The organism is Mycobacterium sp. SVM_VP21, from assembly GCA_024758765.1.
In the GTDB taxonomy this organism is placed as follows: Bacteria; Actinomycetota; Actinomycetes; order Mycobacteriales; family Mycobacteriaceae; genus Mycobacterium; species Mycobacterium heraklionense_C.
Genome location: CP101406.1, coordinates 4256562 through 4268971, shown reverse-complemented (window position 1 = coordinate 4268971; position 12410 = coordinate 4256562). Strand labels below are relative to the sequence as shown.

Sequence of the window (12410 nt, the reverse complement as noted above, 5' to 3'; positions counted from 1 at the left end):
GCTGCTCAGGCAATGCGAGCCGCCCCTGCGGCCGTGGATGCCCGCAACCGCACCGCGGGCTGACGCCCCGGCAAATCACCGTCGTTTCGCTGACACTGTCGGTGTAGCATTCCGATAGGCGATGAAGCCCGCCTTAACCGCCGCACCCGGCTAATAGCTTCTACCCCGATCTTCGTGGTAGAAGGCGGTACCGGATGACTTACGGCAACATCACTTCCGCCCCGATCGGACTGGCTTTCGCCGCGTTGCCACCGGAAATCAATTCCGGGCGAATGTATCTCGGGCCAGGTTCTGCTCCAATGGTGGCCGCCTCGGCCGCCTGGGATGCGCTTGCCACCGAATTGTCCATCGCCGCAAGCGGCTACACCTCGGTCATCTCCGGGCTGACGGGCAGCGCCTGGTTGGGTCCGACATCGGTGGCGATGGCTGCGGCGGCGACACCGTTCATGACATGGCTGAGTCAGACGGCTGAAACTGCAGCCGAGATCGCCGGCCACGCCCGTGCGGCGGCCGCCGCCTACGAGTTGGCCTTCTCAATGACGGTTCCGCCGCCGGTGATCGCCGCCAACCGCAGCCTGCTGCTGGCGCTGGTCGCCACCAATTTCTTTGGTCAGAACGCCGCAGCCATCGCCGCCACTGAGGCGTACTACGCGCAGATGTGGCTCCAGGATTCCACCGCGATGTACCACTATGCCGAGTCTTCGGCGCTCGCATCCACCTTGCCGTCCTTCGGCCAGCCACCGCGAACGGCCGATCCGGCCGCCCAGGCGGGCGCGGCCGCCGACAGCGCGACCCAGCAACTTCAAACGACGCTGTCATCACCACTGGTTCAGATCCTCGAACACGTCCCGAACGTGACGAACTCCGTGCTGTCCGCTGCGAACGCCGTCACCTCCGGACGCGGTATCTACACCATCAACATGCGACTCGCCGCCCAGGCTCAGTCGACGCTTCCCTTGGGCCCGCGGCCGACCTTGATCACGGCAACCGGAGGCACCGCACCACCTCGGGTCACTGCTGCCTGGGGTAGATCCGGCCTGATCGGCAGCCTCTCGGCGCCGCCCTGCTGGTTCACCTCGGCACCCGAGGTACGGCCGACTGCATTGGCTCTGACGGATTCGGTTGTCACGGCCGCCCCCGCCGCGTCCGCCGACTCCGGCGGCGGCAACGTCTTCAGCCAGTCGGCACTGGGCACGCTGTCGCGCGACGAACGGCGGCCCTCACGGGCGAAAAGCAAACCGATCATCGTGCGCTCCCCGGCCGCCGGTTAGCGCACACCAACGCCGGAACCGATCAGGAAAGGAATCCCACGCCATGGACTTTGATATGGATTTCGGTGCACTGCCACCGGAGATCAACTCGGCACGCATGTACGCCGGGCCCGGCAGCGGTCCGCTGCTGGCAGCGGCCACAGCCTGGGAACAGCTCGCCCGTGAGTTGAATGTAGCGGAGGAGTCCTACCGCTCGGTGGTTGCCGGGTTGGCCACCGACGGCTGGCAAGGCCCCTCGTCGGCGATGATGGCCGGCGCGGCCAGTCGCTACCTGAGCTGGTTGCATGCGACTGCCGGGCAGGCCGAACAGACCTCCGTGCAAGTCAAGGCCGCCGCCGCGGCCTACCAGACGGCCTGGGCGGGCATGGTCTCACCTCCGCTGATCGCCGCCAACCGACTGCACCTGACGACGCTGATCGCCACCAACTTCTTCGGGCAGAACAGCCCGGCGATCGCCGCGACCGAAGCCGACTACGAGCGGATGTGGGCCCAGGACGCCGCCACGATGCACGGCTATGCCGCGTCGGCGTCCAACGCTGCCACGCTGACGCCGTTCGCCGCCCCACCTACCGTGGCCGCGCCCGCATCAGCCGCCGCGGCGCAACCGGCAGCGGTTGACCCGTCCTCGCTGCTCTCGATTGCGCTGGATGTCCCGGCGCTGACCAGTGCGGCCGCTTCGACGACGAGTTCAACGTTCTCAGGCGTCGCCATCCAGACCACCAATCACGCCCTGGCGGTCAACGCGATGCGCGACGAACACCAGGGCATCGGGCCCTTCATCGCGAGCGCGCGTCGTTCGTCGGCCACGCCCGGGCTGGGTGGCATTGCCACACCGCCGGTTTCAGCTTTCGCCGGTCGGGCCAGCCTGGTCGGTGCACTGTCGGTGCCGCAGGGCTGGGCAGCTGTCGAATCCACGGCAACCGGACCTGCTGCGGCCGCCCCAGCGGCCAACGCGACAGCTCCGGCGGCGCCGCCGATCTCCTCGACCCCACCTCCGGGCGTGTTCGGCGAGGCCATGCTGGGCACCTTGGCCGGACGTGGCGCCAACAACGCCGCGGCCAAACTACGGCGGCCCAGTGTGATACCGCGGTCGCCGGCGGCCGGATAAGTGGTGCGAGATGATCGACCGCGGCAACTTCGCCAGCGTCATGTCAGCCGATGGGCCGCGAACGCGTGGCAGGGCGGATTCATTCCGGCAGGCATTTCGGTGTCACGCCCAGATGGCTTGTGCGGCAACATAGCCGGCGTAGTAGGCACCGAGACCACAGGTCAAGGTGAGCACCAGATTGGCGACCGCGTAGAACCTGGCACCGGCGGCGGCCAGCTGGACCGTCTCGTAGGAGAAGGTCGAATACGTGGTCAACGCTCCGCAGAAGCCGGTGCCGATCAACATCTGCAGCCGCTCGTCGCCGGTGCCCACCGCCCCGACGAGTAGGCCCAGGACCAGGCTGCCGAGCACGTTGGCCGTGAACGTGCCCCAGGCGAAGGTGGTGTTGTGCCGGGCTTGGATGAAGCGGTCGGTCAGGTACCGCAGTGATGCTCCCACCGCGGCGCCGGCCATCACCAGCAGCCAGTTCACTGGCCATCGGCGGTTCGGCCGACGTATCTGACGACCTCGACTTCGTCGAGCATTATCAGCCCTTCGGCGACCAACTCGTCGAGTTCCGGCAGGAAGGCGCGGATCCGCTCGGCGGTGTCGACGATGATGATCGACACCGGCAGATCCTCCGACAGCGATAACAGCCGGGTGGTGTGAATGGTCGAGGAGGCACCGTAGCCCTCGACGCCGCGAAACACCGTCGCCCCGGCCAGTCCGGCCCGACGCGCTCGATGAACGATCTCGCTGAACAGCGGCTTACGATGCCAGGTGTCACTCTCGCCCACCAACACCGTCATACGCAGCGCGGATCCGGTGAGTTGGGTCATGTTCTCCTCCTGAGGATCAGACGTCGAGTGAGGGCCGCCGCCGCCCACGCGGTGATCAGGACCAGAATCGGCGTAGTGAACAGATAGAGCAACGCGCGGGCCGGATGGCCCGCACCGACAAGGGCGTCGACATCACCGGCAAACGCGGAAAACGTCGTGTACCCCCCCAGCACACCGGTGCCCAGCAGCGGCCGCAGCAGGCGATGCCCGACCCACAGTTCGGTGATCGCCACCATTAATGCCCCCATTAGCGCAGACCCGCTCACATTGACGGCGAGTATGGTCCAGGGAAAGCCAGCCGTCGGGGTCGGCCACGCCAGTTCGATACCGTGGCGGGCGCAGGCGCCGATCGCACCGCCAACGGCCACCGCCGCAACCACCGGCGCCTGCTCTCGTACCGCCACGGACTGCCGGCGCCGAACGAACAGTCCTGGACTGGTGTTCACGTCAGATCCTCGTGTCGGCATGGCTCAGGATAGGCATCCGGTAGCCGTAGTATTCGTGAACCTCGTCGTAGCCGTCTACCCCGACGGCTCCGCACCCCGCCCCTTTGGCGGCGCCACCCAGCCCTGAACTCAATAATCCCGGTGTCTCCTGGGGTATCCCATGTCCGTTACCGACAAATGCGGCGGCTTCGTTCCATTGCCGCCACTTTCCTACGCACAGTGCTGAACTGGACGGAAGTGGCACACTAGCCACCTGCGGGAGGGCGTGGCATTCTGAATCGGCGGTCTCTCATACGGAACATCTTGTTGCCGGTGGCACGGTCGGGGGGGTTGCTGATCGGCCCGAAAGTCGGTGCAGCTGCTGGCATATTCGTCGACGCGTTCGATGCCCACGCCGGCAAGGCGCGGAAACGTGTTGTCTTCGCGGCCACCGATTCAGCGGCGGGGTCGGACGTCGGCGCCGCCGTCGTCCACCTCGGCGGAACAGACAGATTGCCGACTCGGTCGGAGGTGTTCACACTCACCAGCACCCCACCGCGAACGCATTCCGTCTCCGGCGTAGTGGGAGTTCCGATAGTGAAGGCTGGCTTGATCCCTTTGGCGGCGAGCTTGCCTGCCTGGATTTGAGCCAGGCGCGTCCCCGTCCCGAATGCACCGGCCTGGAACACCGCGTACGCGGTCTGCCAAACCGGGTTCAGTGGTCCGTAGAGCGTGGCCAAGGTACTGAAAGCCGTAAGTACCGGCGTTGACGACGCTGCTGCGGTCGGGTCTGCTGCGGCGGCGGTTTGGCCTAACCCGAGTGCTTGCAGCTGTTGGGGCAACGCCGACATCAGTTGCGACAGCGTCGCTTGTGACTGACCCATCGTCGAGTTGCTGAGGGCGTGGACAACGGCAGCGGCCTGACCCGACTGCCCGGCGGGGTTGGTGGTCTGCGGCGGCTGGTCGAGCGGCGTCAACAGGGACGCGGCCGATGAGGCTGCAGCGTAGACATACATCGCGGATGCGTCTTGTGCCCACATCTCGGCATAGGCCGCCTCAGTGGCCGCTATCGTCGGCGTGTTCTGCCCAAAGAAGTTGGTTGCGACCAGCGTTGCTAACTGGATGCGGTTAGCCGCAACCACTGGCGGCGGTACCGTTGCGGAGAACGCGGCCTCGTAGGCGACCGCGGCCGCCCGTGCCTGGGTGGCAGCATCCTCGGCCTGCGCTGCCACCGTGGTCGCCCATGCGATATAGGGTGCGGCTGCGCTGGCCATGGCCGTTGCCGTAGCACCAGACCAATTCTGGCCCTGCAGATCGGCGAGCGTGGAGGAATATCCTGCCGCAAACGAATCCAGTTGCGTGGCAAGTGCATCCCAGCCGGATGCAGCAGCCATCATCGGCCCCGCTCCAGGGCCGGTATACATCCGAGCGGAGTTGACCTCGGGCGGCAATGCCCCGAAATCAAGCATCAGCGTTCCTCTCATCACGATGCTCCCGCGAACCCACTCGCCTCGGGCGACTGCGGGCGCCAAGGACAGACGACCAGCGGCTATCCGCCCAGAGACGGGCGAGGCATCTTGAATCGGCGGGGTTGGACGCGCAGCATGCTGCTGACCGTGGAACGCGCCGCCGCTCCCGCGGCCATACCTGCCATCGGCCCTAGGCCCGCCATCGGCGCCGCCTCGGCCGCGCTCGCCACGGCACCTTCCGGCGACGCGGTGGCCGCGAACTCCATCTCCGACAGCCAGTACGGATCCTCGCTGACGCTGGCCACCGGGGTCGCCGAGGCCCACGCCGGAGGAGCAGACAGGCCGCCGATCGGTGCCGCCTGTCCCACGGCGGCAAGCACCGGGCCGCGCTCGACAGAGGAAAGGACTTGAGAGGGCAGTTGTGGGACCGCAGGACTCAGCGCGGGTGGGGTAGCGCTGGCCTCCTGTAAGCCGATCCGGTAGAGCCCGGACCCGAAGCTACCCCCGGAGGTGATTGTGCGGCTGATCCCGTCGCCGAAGTTGACCGGATTGGTGACGGTGTTGAACGCACCGAAGGCGTCCAATACCGACGGATCCGCCGCCGCCGATACCGTCGCCGGACTCGCCGCCGTCGAGCCGGCCGAAGTGCCCGACGCCAGCGATTGCAACTGTTGTGGAACCAGCGACATCAACCGCGACAGAGTCGACTGTGACTGCGACACCGCCGAGGAGCCCGCAGCTTGGTGGACCGCGGCAGCCTGGCCGGACTGCCCAGCCGGATTCGTGGTCTCCGGCGGTTGGCTGAACGGTGTCAGCTGCGTGGCCGCCGATGAGGAAGCGGCATAGCCGTACATCGCGTGGGCATCTTGCGCCCACATTTCGGCGTAGTCAGCTTCGGTAGCCGCGATCGCCGTTGCGTTCTGTCCCAAGATGTTGTTCGCGATCAAGTTCATCAGCTGAACGCGATTCGCCGCGACCACTGTTGGCGGCACGATTACTGCCAACGCCGTCTCATACGCGCTGGCCGCTGTCCGAGCACGGCTAGCCACCTGCCCGGCGTGCGCGCCAGTTGCGGCCAGCCACGCGACGTACGGAGCGGCCGCAGCGGCCATCGCTTCCGACGTAGCCCCCGACCAGACCTCGCCCTGCAGCCCCAAAACTACTGCCTCGTAGTCGCGCGAGACCGACTCCAGTTGGCCAGCCAGCGTATTCCACGCTGTCGCAGCGATCATCAACGATCGCGACCCCGGCCCCGAATACATCCTCCCCGAGTTAACCTCGGGCGGCAATTCCGCGAAATCAATCATCAGTTATTCCTTTCTCGGGCAGCACTACAGAACTCGGTGTCATGGGTTATCGGCTTCTCGAGTGCGCGATACATCACTGCGACCTGTTACCGCGCGAATAGTGGCATTTCTTCTATCCAGAGGTCGCGCAGCGATGCCGCCTTTGGACGGCAACAGATCGGTTAGTCCTGGGCGAGGTTCATGGCGGCAAAGGATCTCAAATGAGGAGGGGCGGGCGGGCTGGCCGGCGGAGCGGCTGACGGTCCGCACGGTCCGGCTAACACGACTCCCCGATAATGGCGCCCGCAGTGCCCGCGGCCTACAGCCGACAGTTGTGCGAGGTTTGTTGGCTAGCGAATCCAGCATCTGTCCGACGGCCCCCTACCCGATCGCTTACCGGATAGAGGCCATCAGCCGAGCCCGGCGGTTATGGCGAGCCTCATCGCCCATTGCCAAAGTACTCCTGCATCGGGATACCTAGCTGGAGCTATTGTCGCAGCTAGCTGAAGATGTTCTGTGTGGCCTCGCCCACATTGATATCAACGAAAACTGTTCTTTCGGCCGCCCCTGCACCATTGATATGGCGATTGCAATCGCTCAACTAAGTAGCTGAAAAATCACCGCGGGGTGTGCACGTCAGTGACGTCCAGCGGCGGCCAGGGGCAACGGACCGCGATCGAAGACGCCCTGTCTACCGTGCCGGACGGGTGCTGGGTCACTCACAACAGCCCAGACACCCATGCCTGTCCCACCCGATACGAGCGAGCCGGAGGGTCAGACGCCAGAATTCAGTGCCCCGCTTTATTGAACCGCTCGATCGACCGGGTGATCTCGGCCTCGGCTTCGGCGCGGCCCACCCAGTCGGCGGCCTTGACGAACTTGCCCGGCTCCAGGTCCTTGTAGTGCACGAAGAAGTGCTTGATCGCGTCCAGCTCGTAGGCGGGCACGTCGCTGATGTCCTGGATGTGGTCCCACCGGTGGTCGCCGGCCGGCACGCACAGCACCTTGGCGTCGCCGCCGGCCTCGTCGGTCATCTGGAACATCCCGACCGGACGCGCCTCTACCAGCACACCGGGGAACACCGACTGCGGCAGCAACACCATCGCGTCCAGCGGGTCGCCGTCCTCGCCGAGGGTGTCCTCAATGAAGCCGTAGTCGGTCGGGTAGCCCATCGGCGTGTACAGGTAGCGGTCGAGCTTGACCCGCCCGGTGGCGTGGTCAACCTCGTACTTGTTGCGCTGACCCTTGGGGATTTCGATGGTCACGTCGAATTGCATCTTTCACGGCGCCTTTCAAGATCGATTTGTCGGAGGCTATGCGCTAACAATAACGGTGCGGGGACTATGCACTCTCGATAAACTGCTCAGTAACGTCGTACCCTGTCGAATGCATGCGGATTGCAAGTTCTAACAACTCATCTTTCGCCCGCTTAGGTAGCAGTTCGATCGACCCGGTGGTGGACGAATCATACTTCGCGGAAGCATAGCGCTCGAGGAGCGAATCCTTCTGCGCCTCCGTAACTTCGATCGAGAGCAGCTTCATCCCGGCGAACGCATCTTTCGCCATCTGCTCCATCCCCGCTTCCTGCAAGGCCTTCAGACGTTCATCGTTGATCCACACGTTTATTGTTATTCCCGCGGCATTCCTAGCCATATCCTAATTCCTTTCCAGCTGATCCAGCTCAAAGATCGGCAACCGGCCCTCCAGGTATTCATCAGTGACGAACGGCGAACTCATACCGTATTTCCCGCAGCCTCCATCACAATTTCGAAGACCTCGCGCCTCTGACCCGCTGGGCAGGCTGGACCTCACCCGTGAGAATGCTCCGAATGAGACTGCCACTAAAGCTCTGCGCCATCGAGTCATGCCCGCATAATGCCGAATTCGTCACTTCCAGACATGCCGTGCGGTACCAGTTTTCCCGGAGGAATACCGGCTTGATAGACAACTTCTCCCGATACTGCTCGAGAAGCTTTTGCGCATCATAAGGGTCATCCCGGCCCCAGTGGCGGTGGCGACTACATGCGCCACGCACGGAATCCTGGCCGAAAACTGAGGGGCCGACGACAACACCGGCCGGGATTTCTTCAATCATTTTTGGTTGGCGAAACTTGACGAAAATATAACCGATTATTTGCGCCAGTCCGACCAGCAGTAGCAGGACGAACAGCACCGCCGTCAATTGAGAATTTGGCACTGTGGGCTCCTCATATCGCAAAAACTCTTGGTTCGGCTTCACTCGCCGCGATCAACCATGGACGGCAAAGCAGAAAAGCTAGGCACAGCGCTCCAGTCCCCACCATCACGGATATGGGATAGGCGATGCCGGGCGAAGCGATCAGGCCTGGCAATATCCCAATCGTCAGCACCGGCGGCACGTGAATCTGCGGTGCCCTCAGGACGAGAATCCCGAAGCCGGCCGCGCCGACTGCAGCGATGGCACTGTGTCCTACCAAGCTCGCCGAAAGCCACCCCACCAAAGCGCTCAGCGAGCATGTCGCGATCAGAGCGCCCGGTCGGCCTGCCCAGGGACAACTCGTAGGACGCAAAAACATTTCGTAAGTCAGCACGAGAAGCGGGGGGAACAACATGAACCGGAGACCCGATGCCCCGGTGCCGAACGTCATCAGGGCAATGAATAGCGCAAAGAGCCAGGTACCAGGTCGCCGGAAGGACGGTGCGTCACTCGGCATTTGAGCTCCATCGGCCGCATCCTGTCCAGTTTCTCGATACCGTTGCAGACACCGCCGCCGCCAAGGCACCAGAACACAGATCAGCACGACCAAGCCGAGCGCTACCGAAACCGGGTACCACCAGGTCTTGATTTCCAAGACGAGTGGCAGCAGGCCTGCCGGCATCGCCGCGGAGATGCTGGCTCGAAAAACGATGAGCACCAACAGGCATAGACCAACATCGAGAAGCACGCTCATAGGACTGTACCCATAGGCAATGGTGATCGCCGTGCCGATAACGGCAGCCGAAGCCGGTGCAACGACAAGCCGCCACCGCTGGCTTGCCCAGCGACCCCACGGTCGCATCAACACTTCGTAGGCGACCGCCACCAACCCAGGGAACAGTACGAAGTAGCCGCGGCCGAACCCTGCACCGAGTGCGATCACGGCGACATACAGCAGCACTGCGCCCACCACAAGGAGGCGATCTCGACCTACCACGATCTGGCTGGACATAAGATTCACCAGCCCGGAAGCGGCACCACGGGACATAGCCGAAACGAACGTCCCGTGGCGCCGGACCTGTGGTCGGACCACAGCATCACCCCCCAGGGCTGCTTCCACCGCCGCTAGGCGGTGTCGCCGGTCTCCAGCCAACGACTGCACGCCGGCCCGAGCCTTTCCAAGGCTTTGCGGTCGAATCGTTCGATCTGCTCGGACGTCAGTTCGGTGCGAAAATCACGCTTCGGGCCCTTGTGAAAGAACGCCTTGGCGCTCGACATGTGCTCACCGCCAAACGGTGCCATCTTTTCCGCACGGCCCTTCATGTACTCAAACGAAGAGTGCCGGAGGATGTCGTCCAGCCGCAGCGTTCCCGGGTCGATGGTCAAGAACTCGGCGATACGGACGACCTGACTCGGCAAGTCGTCTTTCAGCTGCCGGTAGTGAACCAACAGCACGTTGGGTTCATCCCTGAGCTTCCACCACGACGCCATGATGCCCAGCAGATCGCAACACTCGTAGCCATCGTTGTCGAGCCACAGATCGAAGAACTTTTGCATATCTTCCGGGATCACAAGTGGTGTTGAATTGACCGACCACACGGCATATATCCGATTGATCTCCGACATCGTCGCGGCCGAGAAGTTCTTGAGATAATTGTGGAAGCTAATGCCAAGGTCCTTGCCGTTGCGGCCCACAAATACGTAGCGCGGTTCCGGAGCGATCGGGAGCGCATCCGCCGGCAGATGGGACTTCATTACGCGCCGCATTCCGGCCTCGCGCTGCTCCCTCAAGGTCCGGAGCATCTCGGCGTGATTCCCCCAACTCGAGTCCAGCCAGGGCGACGTATCCGACAGCCCGCCGTCCCTTTCCTCCCCGTTGTGCAGAATCTGCTGCAGGATTCGTTGAGTCCACGTGGTCCCCGCCTTGAACGGGTCCGCAACAACGATATCGCCCTCGACGAAACCACCCTGCGCCAAGAAGCCCAACCACACGGTCGAATCCGAGAGGTAGTCCCGGAGGACCCTCTGCGGGGCGACCATTTGTTTCTCCATGATCAACGCTCCTTCGAATGCGCATGTGGATCCGGCCTCGCGGACCGATGTAGTCCGCCGCAGAACCCGCCGAAATATCACCCAGCAATCCGTGGCCCGCCCCTGAGTCGGGCGACACGGACACTCTGATCACGCCAGAGTTTTACTCATGCTGATTTTTAATGCTCCCCCATCGAGCTGGAGGCTCCCTGTCGACCAGTTGGCGGGTCACTGGCATGTTGCGTCGAGTCAGTTCGCCGCGCCGACGTGGCGCCATACGGCTGGGCCACCTCGACATGACTCACTCCAAGGGGCCCGTAAGGGCAACCCCAATGCCCAACGCCGGCTAGCGGAGTCGTTCCGGACGCGCCTCACGGGTAGCACGACAGCGACGCGTCCCACACGAGGAGGTGACGAAGTGCGGCGGTACCGGTACGGGCGCCTACCGAGGCTGTGAATTTGGTAGAACGTTCCCAGATTTGTCAACTTTGCCCACGTGCACAGCGTGGATGCCGGGCTTGTGTTCCAGTTCGGCCAACAGGGAGTCGAGGTGCTCGGAATCGGTGTGCCAATGTTGCACGCTGTCCGGCCGCTCAGCCATTTCGGCCACCAGACGCTGCAGCCCCGGCGACGACCGCCGGTCCTGCAGATCTTTGACGGCCTTGACGTCTTTACTCATCACAGATCGGCCGGCGTTTCCCCCCACCAGGCCGCGGGTGGCGGCGGTACCCGCTGCCCCCGCCACCATGCCGGCGAGGGCGGCGTCGCTCAAGAGACCCCCCTCGCTCACCGCCGCGGCAGAAACCGCATGGCCGGAGGAGGACAACACCGCGGCCACGGTCCTGATCGCTGGGGTGGCCGCCGCCCAGGTCGGTGGGGTCGCCAGCGCTCCGACCATTCCCGCCTGTCCAACGCTCGCCACAACCGCCGGCGCCGCTGCTGTCGAGGCGACCGCGGGCGCGGCAGTCGCGGCCGCCGCTGCCCCAACGGCGACGTCCGACAATGCTCTCCCGCCGATCACCACACCCATGATGGTGCTGATGAGGACATCGTTGGCCGGGAGGATCAACTTCGGCAACAGTTCGACTTGCGCGGCCACCGGCGCCAACGGGGATGCATTGATGGCGTTCAACAAATCAGTCAACGCGGAGATCGGGTCGCTAGCCGCCGCTGGCGATGCAAGGTTCTGCAACACCGCCGGAGCCCCCGACATCGCTTGCGACAACACGGCGGAAGTGCTGGACGTGGAGCCATTTCCGAGGCCGGCCGCCGTCGCGGCCGCCTGATTCTCCATAGCTGCCGGATTGGAGTTCTGTGCGGGCTGGGTGAAGGGCGCCATCCTGGTCGCAGCCGCGGACGCGCCGGCGTAGCTGTACATCGCGGCCGCGTCCTGTGCCCACATGCTCGCGTACTGGGCTTCGGTAGCGGCAATCGACATGGCGTTCTGGCCAAAGATGTTGGCGGCGATCAGTTCTGCTAGGACAGTCCGGTTCGCTGCAATCACCTGCGGCGGGATCATGGCCGCGTAGGCGGCTTCGTAGGCAGCGGTCGCGACCCTGGCCTGGCCGGCGGTCTGCTCGGCGCGCGCCGACGCGGTGACCAGCCAGGACACATAGGGAGCGGCAGCGACCGACATACTCACCGATGACGGTCCAGTCCAGGCCGCGGTCAGCGCGGAGATCACCGACGAATACGAACTTGCCGCCGCGCGTAGGTCGGAGGCAAGGAGGTCCCATGCCGCCGCGGCAGCCTGCAGCGATTCCGGACCTGGACCGGCATACATACGCGCCGAGTTGATTTCTGGAGGCAGAGTTGCGAAATCCATG

At 64.2% G+C, this 12410-nt stretch carries 13 protein-coding genes, 1 pseudogene and 2 riboswitches; of the genes and pseudogenes, 2 read left to right on the top strand and 12 right to left on the bottom strand.

From position 1 onward, the window contains the following. Positions 1-108: 108 nt before the first annotated feature. Positions 109-170, top strand: a riboswitch (Fluoride riboswitch). Positions 171-194: 24 nt separating this feature from the next. Together NM962_20050 and NM962_20045 are read left to right on the top strand one after the other, a co-directional pair. Further along, positions 195-1271, top strand: coding sequence for a PPE family protein (locus tag NM962_20050; protein ID UVO12158.1), 1077 nt, complete (start codon positions 195-197; stop codon positions 1269-1271). 43 nt (positions 1272-1314) lie between these two features. Then, a complete protein-coding gene (locus NM962_20045; GenBank protein ID UVO12157.1) occupies positions 1315-2379 on the top strand; it encodes a PPE family protein in 1065 nt (354 codons plus the stop codon). 102 nt (positions 2380-2481) lie between these two features. On the opposite strand, the gene crcB is transcribed toward NM962_20045, so the two are convergent. The 12 genes and pseudogenes from crcB to NM962_19985 all read right to left on the bottom strand — a co-directional run bounded on the left by crcB (position 2482) and on the right by NM962_19985 (position 12409). Further along, positions 2482-2850, bottom strand: a complete 369-nt coding sequence (gene crcB / locus NM962_20040) for a fluoride efflux transporter CrcB (protein UVO12156.1) — start codon at positions 2848-2850, stop codon at positions 2482-2484. Next, entirely contained in the window at positions 2847-3197 is a 351-nt protein-coding gene (locus tag NM962_20035; GenBank protein ID UVO12155.1) for a DUF190 domain-containing protein, read from the bottom strand. Before NM962_20035 ends, crcB begins: the two co-directional genes overlap by 4 nt. Then, a complete protein-coding gene (locus NM962_20030) occupies positions 3194-3577 on the bottom strand; it encodes a CrcB family protein (protein UVO12154.1) in 384 nt (127 codons plus the stop codon). The genes NM962_20035 and NM962_20030 overlap by 4 nt, the downstream gene beginning before the upstream one ends. A 311-nt stretch (positions 3578-3888) precedes the next feature. Beyond that, positions 3889-4473 carry a hypothetical protein gene (locus NM962_20025; protein UVO14849.1) on the bottom strand — a complete coding sequence of 195 codons (585 nt, stop codon included), beginning with the start codon at positions 4471-4473 and terminating at the stop codon, positions 3889-3891. An 81-nt stretch (positions 4474-4554) separates the two neighbouring features. Then, positions 4555-5091 (bottom strand): annotated as a pseudogene (locus tag NM962_20020) (PPE family protein). Between the two features lie 80 nt (positions 5092-5171). Then, positions 5172-6398, bottom strand: a complete 1227-nt coding sequence (locus NM962_20015; protein UVO12153.1) for a PPE family protein — start codon at positions 6396-6398, stop codon at positions 5172-5174. Between the two features lie 373 nt (positions 6399-6771). Beyond that, positions 6772-6833: riboswitch (Fluoride riboswitch) on the bottom strand. Between the two features lie 332 nt (positions 6834-7165). Beyond that, complete coding sequence (locus tag NM962_20010; protein ID UVO12152.1) at positions 7166-7654, bottom strand: inorganic diphosphatase; 489 nt, start codon at positions 7652-7654, stop codon at positions 7166-7168. 64 nt (positions 7655-7718) lie between these two features. Then, positions 7719-8030 carry a hypothetical protein gene (locus NM962_20005; GenBank protein ID UVO12151.1) on the bottom strand — a complete coding sequence of 104 codons (312 nt, stop codon included), beginning with the start codon at positions 8028-8030 and terminating at the stop codon, positions 7719-7721. A 106-nt stretch (positions 8031-8136) separates the two neighbouring features. Beyond that, positions 8137-8574, bottom strand: coding sequence for a hypothetical protein (locus NM962_20000; GenBank protein ID UVO12150.1), 438 nt, complete (start codon positions 8572-8574; stop codon positions 8137-8139). Positions 8575-8584: 10 nt separating this feature from the next. After that, the gene (locus tag NM962_19995; protein UVO12149.1) at positions 8585-9565 is read right to left on the bottom strand and encodes a hypothetical protein; all 981 of its coding nucleotides are present in this window, start codon (positions 9563-9565) and stop codon (positions 8585-8587) included. A gap of 113 nt (positions 9566-9678) precedes the next feature. Further along, positions 9679-10605, bottom strand: coding sequence for a sulfotransferase domain-containing protein (locus tag NM962_19990; protein ID UVO12148.1), 927 nt, complete (start codon positions 10603-10605; stop codon positions 9679-9681). A gap of 421 nt (positions 10606-11026) precedes the next feature. Continuing rightward, positions 11027-12409, bottom strand: coding sequence for a PPE family protein (locus tag NM962_19985; protein ID UVO12147.1), 1383 nt, complete (start codon positions 12407-12409; stop codon positions 11027-11029). Position 12410 lies beyond the last annotated feature (1 nt).

Excerpts from the sequence above, each read along its gene's own strand:
- NM962_20050 (UVO12158.1), top strand. The coding sequence starts at position 195 with ATGACTTACGGCAACATCACTTCCGCCCCGATCGGACTGGCTTTCGCC.
- NM962_20045 (UVO12157.1), top strand. The coding sequence starts at position 1,315 with ATGGACTTTGATATGGATTTCGGTGCACTGCCACCGGAGATCAACTCG.
- NM962_20035 (UVO12155.1), bottom strand. The coding sequence starts at position 3,197 with ATGACCCAACTCACCGGATCCGCGCTGCGTATGACGGTGTTGGTGGGC.
- NM962_20025 (UVO14849.1), bottom strand. The coding sequence starts at position 4,473 with ATGTCGGCGTTGCCCCAACAGCTGCAAGCACTCGGGTTAGGCCAAACC.
- NM962_20015 (UVO12153.1), bottom strand. The coding sequence starts at position 6,398 with ATGATTGATTTCGCGGAATTGCCGCCCGAGGTTAACTCGGGGAGGATG.
- NM962_20010 (UVO12152.1), bottom strand. The coding sequence starts at position 7,654 with ATGCAATTCGACGTGACCATCGAAATCCCCAAGGGTCAGCGCAACAAG.
- NM962_20005 (UVO12151.1), bottom strand. The coding sequence starts at position 8,030 with ATGGCTAGGAATGCCGCGGGAATAACAATAAACGTGTGGATCAACGAT.
- NM962_19995 (UVO12149.1), bottom strand. The coding sequence starts at position 9,565 with ATGTCCAGCCAGATCGTGGTAGGTCGAGATCGCCTCCTTGTGGTGGGC.
- NM962_19990 (UVO12148.1), bottom strand. The coding sequence starts at position 10,605 with ATGGAGAAACAAATGGTCGCCCCGCAGAGGGTCCTCCGGGACTACCTC.
- NM962_19985 (UVO12147.1), bottom strand. The coding sequence starts at position 12,409 with ATGGATTTCGCAACTCTGCCTCCAGAAATCAACTCGGCGCGTATGTAT.